Genomic DNA, 18,444 nt, shown 5'->3' on the forward strand with positions numbered 1-18,444 from the left:
GCTGCTGGCCGTTCCCGATGCTGAGTTGCCGGCGCTGGTGGCCGGTCTGGCCGCCACCGGGGCGGTGCGCGCGAACACCATTGTCGTGCACACTTCGGGCGCCAACGGGATCGGTGTGCTGGCGCCGTTGGCCGAGCAGGGATGCATCGCGCTGGCGATCCACCCGGCGATGACGTTCGCCGGGTCGGACGAGGACATCGACCGGCTGCGCGGCACGTGTTTCGGTATCACCGCCGCCGACGAGATCGGATACGCCGTGGCGCAGTCGCTGGTGCTCGAGATCGGTGGCGAGCCGTTCCGCGTCCGCGAGGACGCCCGGACCCTCTACCACGCGGCGTTGGCGCATTCGAGCAATCACGTCGTGACACTGATGCTCGACGCGGTCGACGCGCTACGGACGGCACTGCAGGGTCAGGAGCTGCTGGGTCAGGAACTCGTCGGTGACATACCCGGCGGGATCGCCGAGCGGATCATCGGACCACTGGCCCGCGCGTCGCTGGACAATGCGCTGCAGCGCGGCCAGGCCGCGCTGACCGGTCCGGTGGCCCGTGGCGACGCCGCCGCCGTCGCGGGTCATCTGCAGGCATTGACCGAGGTGAATCCTGATCTCGCGCAGGCGTACCGGATGAACTCGTGGCGCACGGCCCAACGTGCGAATGCCCCGGATGCGGTGTTCGAGGTGCTGACGGAAGCGGGACGGCCGTGGTGACCCGCAACTCCCCGAAGTTCAGTGCCGGTCAGCTCAATGTGTTCGCGCGACCGCGCGAGGTCTTCGAGGTGACCCGGGCGTTGCGGGCGACCGGGCGCCGGATCATGTTGGTACCGACGATGGGCGCCCTGCACGACGGACATCTGACGTTGATCCGCGCCGCCAAACGGGTGCAGGGCGCCGTCGTGGTGGTGTCGATCTTCGTCAACCCGTTGCAGTTCGGCGCCGGTGAGGACCTCGACGCATATCCGCGCACCCTCGACGACGACATGGCCGCGCTGCGCGCCGAGGGGGTCGAGATCGTGTTCACCCCGACCGCGGACGACATGTACCCCGACGGAGCCCGCACCACCGTGGTGCCGGGTGCGCTCGGCGCGGAACTCGAAGGGGCCTCGCGGCCGACACATTTTGCGGGGATGCTCACCGTGGTCCTGAAACTGCTCAACGCCGTGTCTCCGGACCGCGCCTTCTTCGGCGAGAAGGATTACCAGCAGTTGACGTTGATCCGTCAGATGGTCATCGACCTGAACCTCGATGTCGCGGTGGTCGGCGTGCCCATCGTGCGGGAGTCCGACGGTCTGGCGATGTCGTCGCGGAACCGCTACCTCGACCCCGTCGAACGCGAGCAGGCAGGCGCACTGTCGGCGGCGTTGCTGGCGGGTAGGTACACGGCGTCGATGGGGGTGCCGGCCGCACTGGACGCTGCCCGGGCGGTGCTCGACGAGGTGCCCGCCCTGATGGTCGACTACCTGGAGGTCCGTGACCCGATGCTGGGGCCGGCGCCTGCAGAGGGAGCGGGCCGAATGCTGATCGCGGCCACGCTCGGGCGTACCCGCCTCCTGGACAACATCGCGATCGACATCGGCGCGGCGGCCGGCATCGACGGTCATCCGCGCGTCGCGCCCACCGAGAGTCATGAATTGCCCTGGAGGAACTGATGTTACGGACCATGCTGAAGTCGAAGATCCATCGCGCCACCGTCACCCAGGCCGATCTGCACTACGTCGGATCGGTGACCGTGGACGCCGACCTGATGGCTGCCGCCGATCTGCTCGAAGGTGAGCAGGTGACCATCGTCGACGTCGACAACGGCGCGCGGTTGGTCACGTACGTGATCACCGGTGAGCCTGGTAGCGGCGTGATCGGGATCAACGGCGCCGCAGCGCATCTGATACATCCCGGCGATCTGGTGATTCTGATCGCCTACGGGACCATGGAGGATGCCGAGGCCCGGGCGTATCGGCCGCGGGTGGTTTTTGTCGACGCCGACAACAGGCAGATCGACCTCGGTGACGATCCCGCGCGGGTGCCTGCGGACGCCTCCGGCCTGATGTCGCCGAGGTGATGGCGTGCTCCTCGCGATAGACGTCCGCAACACCCACACCGTCGTCGGTCTGATCTCGGGCGCCGGCGATCACGCAAAGGTATTCCACCACTGGCGGATTCGCACCGAAGCCGAGGTGACTGCCGACGAACTGGCGCTCACCATCGACGGCCTGATCGGTGACGACGCCGAGCATCTGACCGGCGCCGCAGGTCTGTCGACGGTGCCGTCGGTGTTGCATGAGGTGCGCCTGATGCTCGAACAGTACTGGCCGTCGGTACCCCATGTGCTGATCGAGCCCGGGGTCCGCACGGGAATCCCGCTGCTGGTCGACAACCCCAAGGAGGTGGGCGCCGACCGCATCGTCAATTGCCTTGCGGCATATCACAGATTCCAGACGGCGGCCATCGTGGTGGACTTCGGTTCGTCGATCTGTGTGGACGTGGTGTCGGCCAAGGGTGAGTTCCTCGGCGGGGCCATCGCACCCGGCGTACAGGTGTCCTCCGACGCCGCGGCGGCACGCTCGGCGGCGCTGCGACGCGTCGAACTGACCAGGCCCCGTTCGGTCGTGGGCAAGAACACCGTCGAATGCATGCAGGCGGGCGCGGTGTTCGGATTCGCCGGACTCGTCGACGGTCTGGTGAAACGGGTGCGCGAGGACGTCGACGGGTTCGGCGCCCACGACGACGTCGCCGTCGTCGCGACCGGACACGGCGCGCCGATGGTGCTCGACGACGTGCGCAGCGTCGAGCACTACGACCGCCATCTGACGCTGGACGGACTGCGACTGGTGTTCGAGCGCAACCGCGATGGTCAGCGGGGAAAGTTGCGACAGGCCCGCTGAGGCCGTGGCCGCGCTAGAAAAATGTGCGGATCAGGTCGACCACCCGGCCGTCGCCGTCCAGCACCGGAATCACCCGCCACTTGTCGAACACGGTGCACGGGTGCGAGATCCCGAACCGCAGCCACGCCCCGACCGGTGCGCGGGAGCCGGCGCCCGGAGCCATCGTCAGGAAGGCATGCTGATCGTTGAGTGTGGTGACCGCCCCGCCGGGCATCTCCAGCGGGATCGGCAGCCCCTGGTCGAACGCGACGTCACGGCGGCCCATCGTCAGGATCGCCAGTCCGGCCTCGGGGCGCGAGATCACCTGCGCGCGAATTTCGAGGGCCGGGCGCAGGCCGGTCCGGCCGTCGCGGGTCAGCGGTGAGGTGCGTGCGTACAGCCCGTGATCGTGCGTCAGATAGCAGCCGCTGCGCAGCACGGTCCGCACCGACAGGGCACCCGGCCAGCCCGTCAGCACGTCGGCGACGGCGTCGAAGTAGCTGCTCCCGCCTGCGCTGACCAGCACGCTGTCGGTCTCGAACAGCGGGGCGAGCCGCAGTGTCGCCGCCCGCATCTCGGACAGGTACCCGGTGACGGCTGCGAGCCCGTCACGCGTCACCTCATGGCCGCGCGACGCCTCGTAGCCGGCGACCCCGACCAGCCGCAGCCGGGGTGAGGCCACCGCGGCTCGGACGACCTCGTCGACCTGCTCGGGTGAGCGGCACCCGGTCCGACCGCCCGGCATTCCCAGCTCCACGCACACGTCGACGGCTCGCGGTGCGCCGGCCAGCGCCGAGGTCATCAGTTCGACGCCGCGCACCGAGTCCACCCAGCACACGAACCGCAGATCCTGGTCGCGCTCGAGTTCTGCCGCCAGCCACGCCAGCCCGGCCTCGTCGACCAGCTCGTTGGCCAGCACCAGATCACCCACGCCGAACGCGCGGTAGACCGCGGCCTGGCCGACGGTGGCCACGGTGATCGCGCAGGCGCCTGCGTCGATCTGGCGGGCCGCGAGCTGCGGCGACATGTGGGTTTTGCCATGCGGCGCGAGCTCCACCCCGCGCTCCCGGCACCAGGTCGCCATCACGGCGAGGTTGTGGGTCAGCGCGTCCGCGTGCAGGACGCACACCGGCCCGAAGGCGCCGGCGGTGAACAGTTCGGGCGCCGACTCGACGATCTGCGCGGGGGTCCGGCCCCACCACTGCCTCGGGACCCCCTTGAAGCTCCAGTCCAGCGGCTGGTCGGCGAGCGCGCGGACCGCCGCCCGGTTCATCAGCGCTTTGTTCGGCACAGCCATCTGTTCATTTAAGCTGGCACGTCGTGACACCCCCCGATCCCCGCCCAGATGCCGACGACACCCGTGACGAGATCCACGACGACGTTCCCGAGCAGTTCCGGATCCGGCAGGCCAAGCGCGAGCGGCTGCTCGCCGAGGGGCGTGAGCCCTACCCCGCCGAGGTGGCACGGACCCACAGCCTGGCCGAAGTGCGCCAGGCTCACCCGGACCTGCCGGCCGACACCGAGACGGGAGAGCAGGTCGGCGTCGCCGGTCGGGTGATCTTCGCCCGCAACTCCGGCAAGCTGTGCTTTGCGACGCTGCAGGAGGGCGACGGGGTCCAGCTGCAGGTCATGATCAGCCTGGATCGGGTCGGACAGGAATCGCTGGATGCCTGGAAGGCCGACGTCGACCTCGGCGACATCGTGTTCGTCCACGGCGACGTGATCAGTTCCCGTCGCGGCGAACTCTCTGTGCTTGCCGACTCCTGGCAAATGGCCTCCAAGGCGCTGAGACCGTTGCCGGTCGCTCACAAGGAGATGAACGAGGAGGCCCGGGTCCGGCAGCGCTACGTCGACCTGATCGTGCGGCCCGAGGCACGTACCGTCGCCCGCCAGCGGGTGGCGGTGGTGCGGGCGGTGCGTTCGGCGCTGGAGCGACGCGGATTCCTCGAGGTCGAGACCCCGATCCTGCAGACCCTGGCGGGCGGCGCCGCCGCGCGTCCGTTCGTCACGCACTCCAATGCACTCGATGCCGATCTGTTTCTGCGCATCGCGCCGGAATTGTTTTTGAAGCGGTGCGTCGTCGGCGGGTTGGACAGAGTTTTCGAGTTGAATCGGGTGTTCAGAAACGAAGGTGCGGATTCCACTCATTCACCGGAATTCTCGATGCTGGAGACATATCAGGCCTACGGCACGTACGACGATTCTGCGACCATCACCCGCGACCTAATTCAGGAGGTCGCCGACGAGGCCATCGGAACCCGTCAGGTGCCGCTGCCCGATGGCACCGTCTACGATCTCGACGGCGAATGGGACACCATTCAGATGTACCCGTCATTGTCCGATGCGCTCGGCGAAGAGGTCACTCCGCAGACGGGGGTGGACAGGCTTTGGCAGATAGCCGACGGCTTGGGTGTCGAGATTCCCCGCGACCGCGGTTATGGGCATGGAAAACTCGTCGAGGAACTCTGGGAATTCACCGTCGGTGACAAGCTCTGGGCGCCGACGTTCGTGCGGGACTTCCCGGTCGAAACCACCCCGCTGACGCGCTCCCATCGCAGCATCGACGGTGTCACCGAGAAATGGGATCTCTATGTCCGGCACATCGAACTCGCGACCGGATACTCCGAGTTGATCGATCCCGTCATTCAACGGGAAAGATTCGAGGCCCAAGCGCGGGCCGCGGCCGCGGGTGACGACGAAGCAATGGTGCTCGACGACGATTTCCTGGCTGCACTCGAGTATGCGATGCCGCCTACAACGGGTACCGGAATGGGGATCGACCGCTTGTTGATGGCGTTGACCGGTCTGTCGATTAGGGAGACGGTTTTGTTCCCCATTGTTCGTCGCCACGGCAACTGAAGCGCCACGATTCCTGCGTTGTTGAATGGACAGCCGCCGTGTGGCACATTGGATCGGGGGGTTTGGGTGTCGAACCCAAAATTGAGTGCGTAGGGAAAGGCTGTGGGGTAAATGGCCAAGAAGGTCACCGTCACGTTGGTGGACGATTTTGATGGCGAAGGTGCTGCCGACGAGACGGTCGAATTCGGTCTCGACGGGGTGACCTACGAGATCGACCTCTCGGCCAAGAATGCCGCCAAACTCCGCAACGATCTGAAGGGCTGGGTGGACGCCGGCCGCCGTGTCGGTGGCAGGCGGCGCGGCCGTTCGGTCGGCACCGGCAGGGGGCGCGCGGCGATCGATCGCGAACAGAGTGCGGCAATCAGGGACTGGGCCCGGCGCAACGGTCACAACGTGTCCACGCGCGGCAGAATCCCCGCTGACGTCATCGACGCCTTTCACGCAGCAACGTAATCGGCGATTGCCCGCACACTTCGGACCGTGACTACCGTTCGCTGATGGCGAACCGTTCGGGGCTGCACAGCGGAAACGAATCGCCGCCGCCCTACGTTGCATGAGACAGCGCCGGGTGTACGGGCACTGCACGAGTCGGTTCGTCGCTTCCGATCTTCATCGGGAGGGACCTCCAGGCGGGGCACCCGGGGCTGCCGCCCATTAGAGTGGACGGCAGGTGCATAGCACTGGTTCGCAAACGCCGAGTGCGGGCACCTACCTATGCGATGGAGAGCAGGTAACCACGGATGTTCGAAAGATTCACCGACCGTGCACGTCGGGTTGTCGTCTTGGCGCAAGAAGAAGCCAGGATGCTCAACCACAACTACATCGGCACCGAGCACATCCTGCTGGGCCTCATCCACGAGGGTGAAGGCGTAGCCGCCAAGTCACTCGAGTCGTTGGGCATCTCGCTGGAGGGGGTGCGCAGCCAGGTCGAGGAGATCATCGGCCAGGGGCAGCAGGCTCCGTCCGGCCACATTCCTTTCACCCCGCGGGCCAAGAAGGTCCTCGAGCTGAGCCTGCGTGAGGCGCTGCAGCTCGGCCACAACTACATCGGCACCGAGCACATTCTGCTCGGCCTGATCCGTGAGGGCGAGGGTGTCGCGGCGCAGGTGCTGGTCAAGCTCGGGGCCGAGCTGACGCGGGTGCGTCAGCAGGTGATCCAGCTGCTGAGCGGCTACCAGGGCAAGGAGACCGCCGAAGCCGGAACCGGTGGGCGTGGCGGCGAGGCGGGCAACCCGTCGACGTCGCTGGTGCTCGACCAGTTCGGCCGCAACCTGACCGCTGCCGCGATGGAGGGCAAGCTCGACCCCGTCATCGGCCGCGAGAAGGAAATCGAGCGGGTCATGCAGGTCCTGAGCCGGCGCACCAAGAACAACCCGGTGCTGATCGGCGAGCCCGGGGTCGGCAAGACCGCCGTGGTCGAGGGCCTGGCGCAGGCCATCGTGCACGGCGAGGTGCCGGAGACGCTGAAGGACAAGCAGCTCTACACCCTGGACCTCGGTTCGCTGGTCGCAGGCAGCCGTTATCGCGGTGACTTCGAGGAGCGCCTGAAGAAGGTGCTCAAGGAGATCAACACCCGCGGCGACATCATCCTGTTCATCGACGAGCTGCACACGCTCGTCGGCGCGGGTGCCGCCGAGGGTGCGATCGACGCGGCCTCGATCCTGAAGCCGAAGTTGGCCCGCGGCGAGCTGCAGACCATCGGTGCCACCACCCTCGACGAGTACCGCAAGTACATCGAGAAGGATGCCGCCCTCGAGCGACGGTTCCAGCCGGTTCAGGTCGGCGAGCCGACGGTGGAGCACACCATCGAGATCCTCAAGGGGCTGCGTGATCGCTACGAGGCGCACCACCGGGTCTCGATCACCGACGGCGCGATGGTCGCGGCTGCCACGTTGGCAGACCGCTACATCAACGACCGGTTCCTGCCGGACAAGGCGATCGACCTGATCGACGAGGCCGGTGCCCGGATGCGGATCCGCCGGATGACCGCGCCGCCGGATCTGCGTGAGTTCGACGAGAAGATCGCCGACGCGCGCCGGGAGAAGGAATCCGCGATCGACGCGCAGGACTTCGAGAAGGCCGCCAGTCTGCGGGATCGCGAGAAGACCCTCGTCGCTCAGCGTGCCGAGCGTGAGAAGCAGTGGCGCTCAGGTGATCTCGACGTGGTCGCGGAAGTCGACGACGAGCAGATCGCTGAGGTGCTGGGCAATTGGACCGGCATCCCGGTGTTCAAGCTGACCGAGGAGGAGACCACTCGGCTGCTGCGCATGGAGGACGAGCTGCACAAGCGGATCATCGGCCAGGAGGATGCCGTCAAGGCCGTCTCCAAGGCGATCCGGCGTACCCGCGCCGGGCTGAAGGATCCCAAGCGCCCGTCGGGTTCGTTCATCTTCGCCGGCCCGTCCGGCGTGGGTAAGACCGAGCTGTCCAAGGCGCTGGCCAACTTCCTGTTCGGTGACGACGATGCGCTCATCCAGATCGACATGGGCGAGTTCCACGACCGCTTCACCGCGTCGCGGCTGTTCGGTGCCCCTCCGGGCTACGTCGGCTACGAGGAGGGCGGTCAGCTCACCGAGAAGGTGCGTCGCAAGCCGTTCTCGGTCGTTCTCTTCGACGAGATCGAGAAGGCCCACCAGGAGATCTACAACAGCCTGTTGCAGGTCCTCGAAGACGGTCGTCTGACCGACGGCCAGGGGCGCACGGTCGACTTCAAGAACACCGTGCTGATCTTCACCTCGAACCTGGGGACATCCGATATCTCCAAGGCCGTCGGCCTCGGGTTCACCCAGGGTGGTGGCGAGAACAACTACGAGCGGATGAAGCAGAAGGTCAACGACGAGCTGAAGAAACATTTCCGCCCGGAGTTCCTGAACCGTATCGACGACATCATCGTGTTCCACCAGCTGACGACCGATCAGATCGTGCAGATGGTCGACCTGATGATCGGCCGGGTGTCCAAGCAGCTCAAGGCCAAGGACATGACGATGGAGCTCACCGACAAGGCCAAGTCGCTGCTGGCCAAGCGTGGGTTCGATCCGGTGCTCGGTGCCCGTCCGCTGCGTCGGACGATCCAGCGCGAGATCGAGGACCAGCTCTCCGAGAAGATCCTCTTCGAGGAGATCGGTCCCGGCCAGATGGTCACCGTCGACGTCGAGAACTGGGACGGCGAAGGTGCCGGCGAGGACGCGGTGTTCACGTTCGTCGGCAACCGCAAGGCTGCCGCGACCGTCGAGCCGGATCTGGCGCTGCAGGCCGGTACGCCGGGAGCAGCTGAGTAACCGCTACGACAGCACGGAGGCGGTCACCCTGACAGGGTGGCCGCCTTCGTGTATGTCGGCCGCCTCGGCGTAGGTCAGGCGGTCACACCTCGTCGGGCCGCAGCACCGTCCGGTTCAATCTGCGCGACACCGCCGCGCCCCACGGAACGGTCATCCGGGCCCCGGCGAGCATTTCGTCGTCGCAGAGCAGGTCATGGGTGAGCCCGCGACGTACACCCCGGCCGCCCAGGATGACGGTCTCCTGCGACCAGCCCCATGCGACGTCGACGTCGTGGGTGGCCAGCACCACCGCGGTTCCCGCCTCCGACAGCGCAGTGAGCGTGCCGAGCAGGTCCTCGACCGCCTTCGGGTCGAGCCCCGCGGTCGCCTCGTCGAGGAGCAGTACGCGCGGGCGCATCGCCACCGCACCGGCGATCGACACCCGTTTGCGCTGACCGAACGACAGGTGGTTGGGGGTCCGGTCCGCAAGCTCGACGATGTCCAGTGCGGCCATCGCGGCGTCTACGCGGGCGACCACCTCGGCGCGGGGCAGGCCGAGGTTCGTCGGCCCGAACGACACGTCGGCGCGCACTGTCGCGGCGACGATCTGGTCGTCCGGTTCCTGGAGCACCATCTGGACCCGGGTGCGCAGGCGGGTCCGGTCTGCCCGGGAGCCGGTGAGCGCCGTCCCGTCGAGCCGGAGCGTGCCGGTGGTCGGCTTGGTGAGACCGACGAGGATCCGAAGCAGCGTCGTCTTGCCGGAGCCGTTGGCCCCCAGCAACACGATCCGCTGGCCCGGCCGCAGCGACAGGTCCACACTGTCGAAGATCCTCGGCCCCCGCGGGAAGGCGAACCCGACCTCTTCCAATCCGAGGACCTCGGGTTCGTCAGTCACGCACCACTCCAGGTCCGCCAGGTGAATGTCGCCGTCACCGAGATCACGCCGAGCAGCACAGCGGTCGCGGCGAGCCGGGTCGGGCGCGCCCGTCGGTCGTCGGTTAGCACCGCGGTCATGCCGGGTTCCGCGCGCAGCGACATCGCTTCCGACATCGCCCGGGCGCGGTCGGTGGCACGAACGAAGATCAGCGCGGATTGCGCGCCGATCACGGCGACGGCACCCCGCGCGTCCCGCATGCCGAGGCGCAGGCCGACCGCCTCCCGGCACGCACGGGCCGATTGCACGAAGATGCCGACGAGACGGTATGTCAGGTCGGCGACATGGCACAGCGAGGCGGGCACACCCGCCCGGCGGGCCAGGTCGAGCAGGTCTGCCATCAGTGTCGTCACCGCCAGACCGACGGTCGCGGCCGACGCGGCGATCGCCCGCAGCGCGGTGTCGACGGCGAGGTCCACCCCGCCTGGCTCCAGATGCGGCCCGCCGTGCAGGCTCACCGCGATCGGCACCGATCCCAGCGCGATGAACAGGACCGGGCCCAGCAGCGCCAGCAGGAACAGGCGCGCCGACACCCGGGCGTAGGCGAGCGTCGCCACCACCGTCGCGAGAAGCACAAGGGGCGCCCCGGTGCGCGGTGGCAGCACCATCGCACACAGGAGCAGACCTCCGTAGAGACAGACCTTCTCCACGGCGGGGTCGGTCGACCACCGGTTGTGGGCCGCGCTGATTTCGAGGGGGTTCACGCTTGCGACTCAGTCGCCGCCGCGTTCCCCCTCGGCGGCCCGGGCCGACGGTGCCGGGGTTCCGATCTGGGGGATCGACTCCTTACGCCCACGGGTGCGGCCTGCGTACCACCCGATCCCGCCGCCGAGGATGATGCCACCGAGTCCGGCCTGGAGCGCGAACAAGCCGGACTCGACCTCGCCCGGTAGCTCGCCGACGAGCGGGGAGAACCACGGCTCGTAGTCCTCGTTGATCTCGGTGATCACCTCTTCGGCCTGCCCGTCGGCGCCGCCGAACTCGGCGTCGGCGTCGGCGGCGTAACCGTAGAACAGCGATCCGACGGTGATCGCGACCGCGAGGACCAGAAGTGAGATCGCCAGCAGGACCGTGGTACGCCCTTCCGAGCGTGGCTTGCCTTCGCGGGTGCTCATGTCAGACCCCTTCGCGATCGCTGATGCGGTGCTCGTCGGCCTCCGGCATTTCCTTGTTCTTGAGGAAGCCCAGGCTCAGTAGCTCCGACGAGGCGACCTGCATCAGCACGCGCACGACAACGACGGTGATGAGTCCCTCGACGATCGCCAACGGGACCTGGGTGATCGCGAAGACGCCCATGAACTCGGCGAGGCTCTCCCAGAAGCCGCCCACCGAGGACGGAAACGCCAGTGCCAGTTGAACACTCGTCACGATGTAGGTCACGAGGTCGGAGACGAAGGCCAACGCGAACACCGCGGGCAGCACCCCGACTCCGACCCTGCGGAGAAAGAAGAACACCGCGAAGCCGGCCCAGGGCCCTGCGATCGCCATCGAGAAGACGTTCGCGCCGAGCGTGGTGATGCCGCCGTGTGCCAGTAACAGCGCCTGGAACAGCAGGACGATCGTCCCCAGGAAGGCCATCACCGGGGGTTTGAAGATCGCCGTCCCGAGTCCGGTCCCGGTGGGGTGCGAGCTCGACCCGGTCACCGACGGCAGTTTGATCGCAGACATGACGAACGAGAATGCGCCCACCGCGGCGAGCAGCGGACCTGAGGACGGATGGGTCTTGACGGTGACAACAACCTGCCTGGCCCCGTAGACGACGAATGGCGCGGCCGCGATGGTCCAGGCCACCGCGTGCACCGGGGGTAGGAACCCCTCTGCAATATGCATGATTCTGACGTGTACCTTTCCGCCCAGCACCTCGTAGGCATTGTCAATCGGCGCCGCGGTCGGTCTCCTGGCTCACGGGTCCACCGGACCACCTGAGGTGGGCCGGTACGCCGTTGTCCGCCTTCCCACTCGCGCTAGAGGCGCAAGCAGTGGCATGGGTGGACACTGACTTCCCGTTCACAGTGGCGAGGGCCGCCCCGGTTTCACACCGGGTTCCCGTACACCGCAGCAGACGGAGTGTACCCCCGGGCGACGCTGACCCGCGGCTTCGGGATCAGGGCTGGGGGATCAGGGCGAACGCCTGGGTGACGATCGACATCAGCCACGCAGCCGCGGTCTGGCTGCGGTACTCCGGCCAGTTCGCCTGCAGGCTCACCACCCAGGGCTGCCCGGCGCGGTCGACGGCGTACCAGCTGAACGTCAGATCGCCGGGGAGGTTGCCCGCTTTGGCTCCGACGTAGGGCCACTCCTGCTGGTCGAGGTCGATTCCGCGGACCGCCGACAGGATGTCTCTGACCGGCGCGGCCTCGCCCACCGCCGCCGTCTGGAGCGCGGCGTGCAGGCGGCAGATGTCGGCGGCGCTGCCGTACCACTCGGCGCCGATGCCCGATGCCGGCGTGTGGGTGCGGTGCGGATCCGGTTCGTAGGGGCGGGAGTTCGTCTGCTGGAGCAGTTGCGCGCGGCCCTGCGGCGACGCCTGCTTCCACTGCTCCCGAAGGTCGGGTTCACCCCAGCCGACCGAGAACAGTTCGTGCATGGTCGGGAACGGCGTCATGCTCGCGGGGTCGTGGTGGCCGGCCGCCACCAGCGCGCGCTCGATGGCACCGGGTCCGAGGCGGGCGATCAGCAGATCCGTCGCCATGTTGTCGCTTGCCGAGATCATCTGCTGCGCCGCGTCGCGCACCGTGACCGTGGAGCCGGGGGGCAGATCGTCGAGTTCCGGTGAGCCGACTGCCTTGGCTTCCTCGGTGATCGTCAGCGGGTCGGTCCACTGCACCGTGCCCGCTTTCACCGCATCGGCGACGGCAAGCAGCACATACAGTTTGAAGATCGACGCCAGAGGTAGCGACAGGTCGGTGTTGGTGCCGGCCACCTTGGTGCACCGCCCGTCGGTCACCTTCGCGATCTGATACGAGTACCGCGCGCCCGATCTGGTCAGCTCGGCGTCGATGTCGCTCCAGTCGTCGATCACCGGCGGCACGAGAGACACCTGGAAGCGATCGACCATTCCGGTGATGTCATCGGTGTGCAGCTCGATGGTCTGGGGCACCTGGTAGGAGGTGAGCACGTCCAAGGTGGCGTGCCCGGCACCGATGTCGACGTTGGTGACCGTGAACGGCCGATCCCACCACATCCGGTCCAGCGTGACGCCGACATGTTCGACGGCCTGCGGCGCGGCCAGCGTGCGCACGCCGTTCTCGCCGATCGGCCAGTCGCTGTTGAGCATGTCCATGGTCTGCTTGGCGCGCATGCCCTGAGGTGTGTTGATCTGGATGGGCACGCCGTGGGCGGCGTCGGTGGGCGCAGGCCGCGACGTGGCACATCCGCAGGCCAGGGCTGCGACGAGGACGAGCGCGACCGTCAGCGTGGTCGCTCGGTGCCGAGCCCGGTCTGCCTCACGCCGAGGCGTCAGGCCCCGCAACGTCGAGTACAACTTCGAACTCCAACAGTGATGCGCCAGTGGCGACCGGGTTTGCGCGCTGACCGGCATGGGCTTCGGCGGCGGGCCCGGACGCCCAGGCCTGAAACGCTTCGTCGGACTCCCACTGAGTGACCACGAAGTAGCGGTTTTCGCCTTTGACCGGCCGCAACAATTGGAAGCCGAGGAAGCCGGGCTGGTTGTCGACGGCGTGTGCGCGGTGGGCGAACCGCTTTTCCAGTTCCGGACCGGCGTCGGGCGGAACCTCGATCGCATTGATCTTCACGACGGGATTTTGGCTAGGCACGGTGATCAGGCTACCGCCTGCTCTGGGCATGATGAGGCCATGGATTCCGATCCCGGCGTTCTGCTGAGCGGTCACGGCGGTTCCGGCCCGCCGCTGGTGCTGGTGCACGGGCTGATGGGCCGTGGCAGCACGTGGTCGCGTCAGCTGCCGTGGTTGGCGCGGTGGGGCGAGGTCTTCACCTACGACGCACCGTGGCACCGCGGCCGCGGGGTGGATGACGGATTTCCCATCTCGACCGAGCGGTTCGTCGCTGATCTCGGTGGCGCGGTCGAGGCGCTCGGCAGGCCCGCCATCCTGGTCGGGCACTCGATGGGGGCGCTGCACTCCTGGTGTCTGGCCGCGCGGTGTCCTGAGATGGTCACCGCCGTGGTCGTCGAGGACATGGCCCCTGATTTCCGGGGACGAACGACCGGGCCGTGGGAGCCGTGGGTGCATGCGTTACCGGTGGAGTTCGGCACCGCGCAGCAGGTGTACGACGAATTCGGTCCGGTGGCCGGCCAGTATTTCCTCGAGGCCTTCGACCGCACCGACACGGGTTGGCGCCTGCACGGCGACCCGGCCCGCTGGATCGAGATCGCCGCCGAGTGGGGGACCCGCGACTACTGGGGTCAGTGGCAGTCGGTGTCGGTGCCGACCCTGTTGCTCGAGGCCGGGAACTCGGTCACCCCGCCGGGACAGATGCAGTCCATGGCCGAATCCGGGTCCGCGACGACCTATCTGCACGTGCCAGGGGCCGGGCACCTGATCCACGACGACGCGCCGGGGAAATATCGGGAGGCGGTCGAGACGTTCCTATCGACGGTCACCCGTGGCGCCTGAGCTCGGCCAGGACGGCTGCTGCTCGAAGCGAGTGCGGATGGCGTGCGGGTCGGGCTGCGCACGGTAGGAGTCACGATCCTCGAACAGCGGACCGCTCATCGGGGCGGAGATCCGGAACTGGTCGAGGCGCAAACGGAGCGAGCCGGACCTGTGAGCCGTCCGGGCGAGCAGCGCCGCGAGAGCGAATGGCGAGAGAAGGATCAGGACGATCAATGCGGTACTCATGGCAGCAATAGTGCGGTCGGATAACATCGTGCCAACAGTGGCAGAAGCGACACTCTTCGATAAGATGCTGCCATGCCACTGAAGAGTGTATCCGCGCTGGTGCTCGACGGGCTCGCGGTTTTCGAGTTCGGCGTGATCTGCGAGGTGTTCGGGATTGATCGGTCCGCCGACGGGGTCCCCAACTTCGAGTTCAAGGTCTGCGGACCCGAACCGGGTGAACCGCTGCGGACGTCGGTCGGGGCGACGATCATCCCCGACCACGGACTCGACGACCTGATCGGTGCCGATCTGGTCGCCATCCCTGCCATCGGTGGGGGCAACTACTCCGAGGACGCCCTCGAGGCCATCCGCCGGGCCGCCGCGTCCGGGTCGATCATTCTGACGGTGTGCTCGGGCGCGTTCGTCGCCGGCGCCGCCGGACTGCTCGATGGCCGGCCCTGCACCACCCATTGGATGCACGCCGATGCACTCGCCGCGATGTATCCGACGGCAAAGGTGGACCGCAACGTGTTGTTCGTCGACGACGGGAACCTGATCACCAGCGCGGGCACGGCAGCGGGAATCGACGCGTGTCTGCACCTCGTCCGTCGCGAACTGGGCAGCGAGGTCACCAACAAGATCGCCCGCAGGATGGTGGTCCCGCCGCAGCGCGACGGCGGTCAGCGCCAGTACATCGAGCAGCCGATCCCGTTGCGATGTTCGGAGAGGTTCGCGCCCCACCTCGACTGGATCCTGACCAACCTGGAGAAGCCGCACACCGTGGCCACGCTGTCCCGGCGTGCGCACATGTCGGCGCGGACGTTTGCGCGTCGCTTCGTCGAGGAGACGGGCCGGACGCCGATGCAGTGGGTGACCGACCAGCGGGTGTTGTTCGCGCGTCGGTTGCTCGAGGAGACGACCCTGGACGTCGACCGGATCGCCGAACAGTCCGGGTTCGGTACCGCCACGCTGCTGCGTCACCACTTCCGCCGGGTCATCGGAGTCACGCCGTCGGACTACCGGCGACGGTTCAACTCCGTCGAGATCGATATGGCAGATGCCGTCGCAACTGCCTGACATATGCCGGAGCGCAACATGATTCGCGCGATGCTCACGTGTCGGTGACCCGGAGGCACTGAACACCCGCGGGTGATGTCCACAATGACCACTATGACCGATTCGACCAGATCGGTGATATCCGTCACGTTCTGCGAGAGGATCGGGGCCAGCTCACAACAGGTTCACAGCTGGAGGGATGGTCGTTGCGGATTCCGCGTACGGTCCGGTGGATTCTCGGAGTACTGGTCGTCGTCGCTCTGGTGGTCGCGGCCGGAGTGAACGCCAATCGCTCCGGGACGGGGGCCGAGGCCCGGGCGAAGATGACGCTGATCGCGCCGGCCGCTGCCGGCGGTGGCTGGGATCTGGTCGCCCGTGAAGCGCAGCAGGCACTGCGCACCGACGGCATCGTCAACAACGTCCAGGTCGTCAACGTCCCGGGCGCCGGAGGGACGATCGGCCTGAGCCAACTCTCCGAGCTCACGGGCAACGCGACCACCATGATGGTGACGGGCACGGTGATGCTCGGCGGGATCACGCGCAACGATTCGCCGATCACCCTGGCCGAGATGACGCCGATCGCCCGCCTCGCCGAAGACTTCGAAGTCATTGTGGTGCCCGCGGATTCGCCGTTCCAGACGCTGGACGAGATGATCGAGCAGTGGCGCGCCGATCCGGGCGCGATGCCGATCGGCGGCGGCTCGGCCGGCGGAATCGACCACATGGTCGCGGCGCTGCTCGCCCGCGAGGCGGGCATCAACCCGGGTGACATCAGGTACTCGGCCTATGCCGGCGGCGGTGAGCTCACCATCAATCTGTTGTCTACTGCGCCGGGCACGCCCGGCGTTGGCATCAGCGGTTACAACGACTTCCGCGATCTGCTGATCGACGGCCAACTACGTGCCCTGACGGTGGTCGCGCCCGAACGATTGGAGGGCCTCGACGCACCGACCGCGTCGGAGGCCGGTTACCCCGCAGTGGACCTGGTGAACTGGCGCGGGTTCGTGGCACCGGCCGGGCTCGATGCCGACCAGCAACAGGAACTCATCAACATCGTCACCGAGATGACCGAGACCGAGGAATGGCAGGGCGCGATCGACCGGAACCGGTGGAAGCCGGCCTTCCTGACCGGACAGGAGTTCGGGCAGTTCCTCGAGGAAGAACAGCAGCGAGTGGACGTGATTCTGCAGGATCTGGGACTGATATGACGATCAACGAGGGCGAAACGTCCACACCACCTGAGGCCCCTGAGTCGGAAACCGGCTTCTGGACGGGCAAGAGCGCGTTGGTGATGCCGGGGTTGCTGATCGCCCTCGGGCTCTTCCTGGTCTACGGGATCGTGGACATGGAGATCGCCGACGACTCGGAGATCTTCGGGCCCAAGGCATTTCCGATGATCACCGCCGGCTTCTGTTTTCTGATCGCGGCGTTGCTGACCGTGAGCATCCTGCGCAACCCCGAGATTCCGGAGATGGCGACGGACGGGCAAGGCCGCCGCTTCGCCACCACCGGGAGCAACTGGCGGGCCGCCGGTATCACCATCGCGTCGTTCGTGGCCTTTGCGGTGCTGTTGATCCCGGCCGGTTGGATCCTGGCCGGTGCCATCGTCTTCTGGGGCGTGACGGTAGGCCTGGGTAGCACCAAGTACGTACAGAATCTGCTGATCGGCCTCGGTCTGTCGTCGATCATGCAGTTGATCTTTGCCGGTCTACTCGGGTTGACCCTGCCGCCCGGTGTGATGGGGCTGTTCTGATGGATTCGTTGACTGGCCTGATCGGGGGGTTCGGGGACGTCCTCACCCCGACCAACCTGCTCTACGTGCTCATCGGCGCGCTGATCGGCACCGCGGTCGGGGTGCTCCCCGGGTTGGGTTCGGCGATGGCGGTGGCGCTGCTGCTGCCCATCACCTTCACTCTCGATCCCCTTGCGGCGCTGGTGATGTTCGCCGGGATCTACTTCGGCGGGTTGTTCGGCGACGCCATCGCCGGGATCCTGATGAACACCCCGGGCAATTCGACGGCGATCGCCGGATCGATCGAGGGCCATCGGATGGCCAGGCGTGGTCACGGCGCTCAGGCGCTGGCGACCTCGGCGATCGGTGCGTTCATCGGCGGCATGATCGCGACGATCCTTGTGGTGTTCTTCGCGCCCACACTGGCTGATCTCGCCACCAGTTTCGGACCCGGTGAGTACTTCGCACTCGCGATCTTCGCGTTCATCGCGACCGCGGCAGTGGTGTCCGATTCGGCGATCAAGGGCATCGCGGCCCTGCTCATCGGTCTCGTCCTCGCGATGATCGGCACCGATCAGGTCAGCGGCTCACAGCGATTCACCTTCGGCAATGTCGCGCTCTTCGACGGGGTGAGCATCGTCGTGATCACTGTGGCGATGCTGGCGGTCGGCGAGGTCATGTACGTCGCCTCGCGGTTGGGGCGGCCCGACGATCGCAGCTTCGTGCCGTCGACCGGACGGCCCTTCCTGTCCCGGGCCGAGTACAAGGAGGCGCTTCCGGCGTGGTTGCGCGGCACCGCATTCGGTGTGCCGTTCGGTGTGATCCCCGCCGGCGGCGCCGAGGTGCCGACGTTCCTGGCCTACGGTGCGGAGAAGCGCCTGGACGCCCGGCGCCCGAACCCGATGTTCGGCAAGGGCGCGATCCGCGGCGTGGCGGCTCCCGAAGCCGCGG

Annotated in this window: 20 protein-coding genes and 1 riboswitch; of the genes, 12 read left to right on the top strand and 8 right to left on the bottom strand. The window is 67.3% G+C overall.

Annotated features, from left to right (window positions below):
- The 4 genes from WA965_RS10645 to WA965_RS10660 all read left to right on the top strand — a co-directional run.
- Nucleotides 1–709: Rossmann-like and DUF2520 domain-containing protein (locus WA965_RS10645; protein WP_526447492.1), on the top strand; the 709-nt coding region annotated here is incomplete at its 5' end.
- On the top strand, nt 703–1,647 hold the full coding sequence (gene panC / locus WA965_RS10650) for a pantoate--beta-alanine ligase (RefSeq protein ID WP_526302103.1): 945 nt from the start codon (nt 703–705) through the stop codon (nt 1,645–1,647). The genes WA965_RS10645 and panC, both read left to right, overlap by 7 nt.
- A complete protein-coding gene (gene panD, locus WA965_RS10655) occupies nt 1,647–2,054 on the top strand; it encodes an aspartate 1-decarboxylase (RefSeq protein WP_178361544.1) in 408 nt (135 codons plus the stop codon). Before panC ends, panD begins: the two co-directional genes overlap by 1 nt.
- A 4-nt stretch (nt 2,055–2,058) precedes the next feature.
- Nucleotides 2,059–2,877: a type III pantothenate kinase gene (locus WA965_RS10660; RefSeq protein WP_178361545.1), complete on the top strand. Its 819-nt coding sequence runs from the start codon at nt 2,059–2,061 to the stop codon at nt 2,875–2,877.
- Between the two features lie 13 nt (nt 2,878–2,890).
- On the opposite strand, the gene WA965_RS10665 is transcribed toward WA965_RS10660, so the two are convergent.
- Nucleotides 2,891–4,153 carry an alanine racemase gene (locus tag WA965_RS10665; protein ID WP_526302106.1) on the bottom strand — a complete coding sequence of 421 codons (1,263 nt, stop codon included), beginning with the start codon at nt 4,151–4,153 and terminating at the stop codon, nt 2,891–2,893.
- A 71-nt stretch (nt 4,154–4,224) separates the two neighbouring features.
- Here WA965_RS10665 and lysS point away from each other — a divergent pair, with 71 nt between their 5' ends.
- The 3 genes from lysS to clpC1 all read left to right on the top strand — a co-directional run bounded on the left by lysS (nt 4,225) and on the right by clpC1 (nt 8,993).
- A complete protein-coding gene (lysS, locus tag WA965_RS10670) occupies nt 4,225–5,715 on the top strand; it encodes a lysine--tRNA ligase (protein WP_526302185.1) in 1,491 nt (496 codons plus the stop codon).
- A gap of 111 nt (nt 5,716–5,826) precedes the next feature.
- Entirely contained in the window at nt 5,827–6,168 is a 342-nt protein-coding gene (gene lsr2, locus WA965_RS10675) for a histone-like nucleoid-structuring protein Lsr2 (protein WP_526302108.1), read from the top strand.
- A gap of 287 nt (nt 6,169–6,455) precedes the next feature.
- Nucleotides 6,456–8,993, top strand: a complete 2,538-nt coding sequence (gene clpC1 / locus WA965_RS10680; protein WP_526302110.1) for an ATP-dependent protease ATP-binding subunit ClpC — start codon at nt 6,456–6,458, stop codon at nt 8,991–8,993.
- A gap of 82 nt (nt 8,994–9,075) precedes the next feature.
- Here the strand turns inward: clpC1 and WA965_RS10685 are convergent, their stop codons facing one another.
- The 6 genes from WA965_RS10685 to mhuD all read right to left on the bottom strand — a co-directional run bounded on the left by WA965_RS10685 (nt 9,076) and on the right by mhuD (nt 13,712).
- Nucleotides 9,076–9,867, bottom strand: a complete 792-nt coding sequence (locus WA965_RS10685) for an energy-coupling factor ABC transporter ATP-binding protein (RefSeq protein ID WP_526302112.1) — start codon at nt 9,865–9,867, stop codon at nt 9,076–9,078.
- Nucleotides 9,864–10,610 (bottom strand): CbiQ family ECF transporter T component, encoded by a 747-nt coding sequence (locus WA965_RS10690; RefSeq protein WP_526302114.1) that lies wholly within the window; start codon nt 10,608–10,610, stop codon nt 9,864–9,866. Before WA965_RS10690 ends, WA965_RS10685 begins: the two co-directional genes overlap by 4 nt.
- Before the next feature lie 9 nt (nt 10,611–10,619).
- Nucleotides 10,620–11,021 carry an energy-coupling factor ABC transporter substrate-binding protein gene (locus WA965_RS10695; protein ID WP_526302116.1) on the bottom strand — a complete coding sequence of 134 codons (402 nt, stop codon included), beginning with the start codon at nt 11,019–11,021 and terminating at the stop codon, nt 10,620–10,622.
- Nucleotide 11,022: 1 nt separating this feature from the next.
- Nucleotides 11,023–11,736, bottom strand: a complete 714-nt coding sequence (locus WA965_RS10700; protein ID WP_526302118.1) for an energy-coupling factor ABC transporter permease — start codon at nt 11,734–11,736, stop codon at nt 11,023–11,025.
- Between the two features lie 40 nt (nt 11,737–11,776).
- Nucleotides 11,777–11,979, bottom strand: a riboswitch (cobalamin riboswitch).
- 31 nt (nt 11,980–12,010) lie between these two features.
- Nucleotides 12,011–13,378, bottom strand: a complete 1,368-nt coding sequence (locus WA965_RS10705; RefSeq protein ID WP_526302187.1) for a serine hydrolase — start codon at nt 13,376–13,378, stop codon at nt 12,011–12,013.
- Complete coding sequence (gene mhuD / locus WA965_RS10710; RefSeq protein WP_526302120.1) at nt 13,353–13,712, bottom strand: mycobilin-forming heme oxygenase MhuD; 360 nt, start codon at nt 13,710–13,712, stop codon at nt 13,353–13,355. Before mhuD ends, WA965_RS10705 begins: the two co-directional genes overlap by 26 nt.
- Before the next feature lie 9 nt (nt 13,713–13,721).
- On the opposite strand from mhuD, the gene WA965_RS10715 reads away from it, so the two are divergent.
- Nucleotides 13,722–14,501 carry an alpha/beta fold hydrolase gene (locus WA965_RS10715; RefSeq protein WP_526302122.1) on the top strand — a complete coding sequence of 260 codons (780 nt, stop codon included), beginning with the start codon at nt 13,722–13,724 and terminating at the stop codon, nt 14,499–14,501.
- On the opposite strand, the gene WA965_RS10720 is transcribed toward WA965_RS10715, so the two are convergent.
- Nucleotides 14,475–14,726, bottom strand: a complete 252-nt coding sequence (locus WA965_RS10720; RefSeq protein ID WP_526302123.1) for a hypothetical protein — start codon at nt 14,724–14,726, stop codon at nt 14,475–14,477. The two genes, WA965_RS10715 and WA965_RS10720, sit on opposite strands and share 27 nt — an antisense overlap.
- 72 nt (nt 14,727–14,798) lie before the next feature.
- Here WA965_RS10720 and WA965_RS10725 point away from each other — a divergent pair, with 72 nt between their 5' ends.
- From WA965_RS10725 to WA965_RS10740, 4 genes are all read left to right on the top strand, one after another.
- Complete coding sequence (locus tag WA965_RS10725) at nt 14,799–15,782, top strand: GlxA family transcriptional regulator (protein ID WP_526302125.1); 984 nt, start codon at nt 14,799–14,801, stop codon at nt 15,780–15,782.
- Between the two features lie 185 nt (nt 15,783–15,967).
- A complete protein-coding gene (locus tag WA965_RS10730) occupies nt 15,968–16,969 on the top strand; it encodes a tripartite tricarboxylate transporter substrate binding protein (RefSeq protein ID WP_526302127.1) in 1,002 nt (333 codons plus the stop codon).
- On the top strand, nt 16,966–17,514 hold the full coding sequence (locus tag WA965_RS10735) for a tripartite tricarboxylate transporter TctB family protein (protein WP_526302129.1): 549 nt from the start codon (nt 16,966–16,968) through the stop codon (nt 17,512–17,514). The genes WA965_RS10730 and WA965_RS10735 overlap by 4 nt, the downstream gene beginning before the upstream one ends.
- Nucleotides 17,514–18,444: tripartite tricarboxylate transporter permease (locus WA965_RS10740; protein WP_526447494.1), on the top strand; the 931-nt coding region annotated here is incomplete at its 3' end. The genes WA965_RS10735 and WA965_RS10740, both read left to right, overlap by 1 nt.

This window comes from Mycobacterium sp. (assembly GCF_049683935.1).
Lineage (GTDB): Bacteria > Actinomycetota > Actinomycetes > Mycobacteriales > Mycobacteriaceae > Mycobacterium.

Excerpts from the sequence above, each read along its gene's own strand:
- panD (WP_178361544.1), top strand. The coding sequence starts at position 1,647 with ATGTTACGGACCATGCTGAAGTCGAAGATCCATCGCGCCACCGTCACC.
- WA965_RS10665 (WP_526302106.1), bottom strand. The coding sequence starts at position 4,153 with ATGGCTGTGCCGAACAAAGCGCTGATGAACCGGGCGGCGGTCCGCGCG.
- lsr2 (WP_526302108.1), top strand. The coding sequence starts at position 5,827 with ATGGCCAAGAAGGTCACCGTCACGTTGGTGGACGATTTTGATGGCGAA.
- clpC1 (WP_526302110.1), top strand. The coding sequence starts at position 6,456 with ATGTTCGAAAGATTCACCGACCGTGCACGTCGGGTTGTCGTCTTGGCG.
- WA965_RS10695 (WP_526302116.1), bottom strand. The coding sequence starts at position 11,021 with ATGAGCACCCGCGAAGGCAAGCCACGCTCGGAAGGGCGTACCACGGTC.
- WA965_RS10700 (WP_526302118.1), bottom strand. The coding sequence starts at position 11,736 with ATGCATATTGCAGAGGGGTTCCTACCCCCGGTGCACGCGGTGGCCTGG.
- mhuD (WP_526302120.1), bottom strand. The coding sequence starts at position 13,712 with ATGCCCAGAGCAGGCGGTAGCCTGATCACCGTGCCTAGCCAAAATCCC.
- WA965_RS10715 (WP_526302122.1), top strand. The coding sequence starts at position 13,722 with ATGGATTCCGATCCCGGCGTTCTGCTGAGCGGTCACGGCGGTTCCGGC.
- WA965_RS10720 (WP_526302123.1), bottom strand. The coding sequence starts at position 14,726 with ATGAGTACCGCATTGATCGTCCTGATCCTTCTCTCGCCATTCGCTCTC.
- WA965_RS10725 (WP_526302125.1), top strand. The coding sequence starts at position 14,799 with ATGCCACTGAAGAGTGTATCCGCGCTGGTGCTCGACGGGCTCGCGGTT.
- WA965_RS10735 (WP_526302129.1), top strand. The coding sequence starts at position 16,966 with ATGACGATCAACGAGGGCGAAACGTCCACACCACCTGAGGCCCCTGAG.